We start from the raw sequence: 1,140 nt of genomic DNA, 5'->3' as shown, positions 1-1,140 counted from the left end.
GTCGCCGCGCACGCGCCGTCGGCGGACCCCGCCGTCATCGCCGAGATGCGCCGCCGCATCGACGACCTGGCTTCCGCCGTGCGCGACCTGCCGACGCGCGCGGATGTGGACGGCCTGTTGCGCGAGATCGCCGTCGTCGCCGAGCGCTGCGACGCCGAGCGGCCGGCGCGGCTCGATCCGGTGTCGCTGAAGGCCATCGAAAGCCTCGTGTTCGAGGTGGAGCGCATGCGCGGCGACGCCGCGAGCCCGCAGATGCTGGCGAGCTTCTCCGCCGAGCTCGGCGCGCTGTCCGCCCGGCTCGAGGCCGCCGCGCCGTCGAACGTGGACGCCATCGCCGCGATCGCGTCCCAGATCGACGAGATCCGCGGCGAGCTCGCCCATTTCCCGCGCATCGCCGCCGTGGACCGGCTGGCCGACGACATCCAGACCCTCGTGCGCCGGCTCGACGAGCAGGAGGCGGCCGCGAGCCGCCGCAGCGGCGAGGTGGAGCAGCTCGAGGCGACGCTGCGCGCCGAGATCGACGCCCGCTCCTCCACCGTCGCGATCGACGGCTTCAGCGCCCGGCTCGACGCCCTGACCGAGACCCTCGCCCAGCGCGACGGCGCGCAGGACGACGCCCTGCCCGCCAAGGTGGACGCGCTGGCCGGCCGCATCGAAGCGCTCGCCGCCGCCTCGTCGTCGTCGCGCGCGAGCGACGTGGAGAGCGTGGCGGAAGCGGTGCGCGCCAGCCTCGCCCAGCCGGGCGGGATCCACGATCTCGGCCGCCGCATCGACGCCCTGACCGAGGAGCTGACCAAACGCGCCCCCGCCGCGCCGCGGCTGGACGAGATCGCCGACAAGGTGGACGGCCTCTCCGAGCGGGTCGATTTGGTGGCCGCTAGCGCCCGCGTGCGGGGCGAGTCCTTCGAGCGCATCGAGGACGCGGTGCGCGGCATCGCGGAGCATCTGGTCTCCGGCGCCGCCGCGCCCGCCGCTTCGGGCGCCGTCCCGCTCGCCCAGATCGAGACCCGCATCGCCGGCCTCGTCGACACGCTGGACCGCACCGGCGGGCGCATCGACGACCTGAACGCCGGCTTCGCCGCTCTCGCCGCCCGGGTGGAGACGAGCTGCGCCTCCGCCGGCGCCGAGGCGGCCCGGCTC

At 76.0% G+C, this 1,140-nt stretch carries 1 protein-coding gene; it reads left to right on the top strand.

What is annotated here, in order from left to right:
- A partial coding sequence (locus ACFQ4O_RS17730) for a hypothetical protein (RefSeq protein WP_378777726.1) occupies positions 1-1,140 on the top strand: 1,140 nt, incomplete at both ends.

Origin of the sequence: Methylopila musalis, assembly GCF_042679725.1 — a bacterium.
Classification (GTDB): Bacteria; Pseudomonadota; Alphaproteobacteria; order Rhizobiales; family Methylopilaceae; genus Methylopila; species Methylopila musalis.
This window is presented reverse-complemented; position numbering and strand designations above follow the sequence as displayed.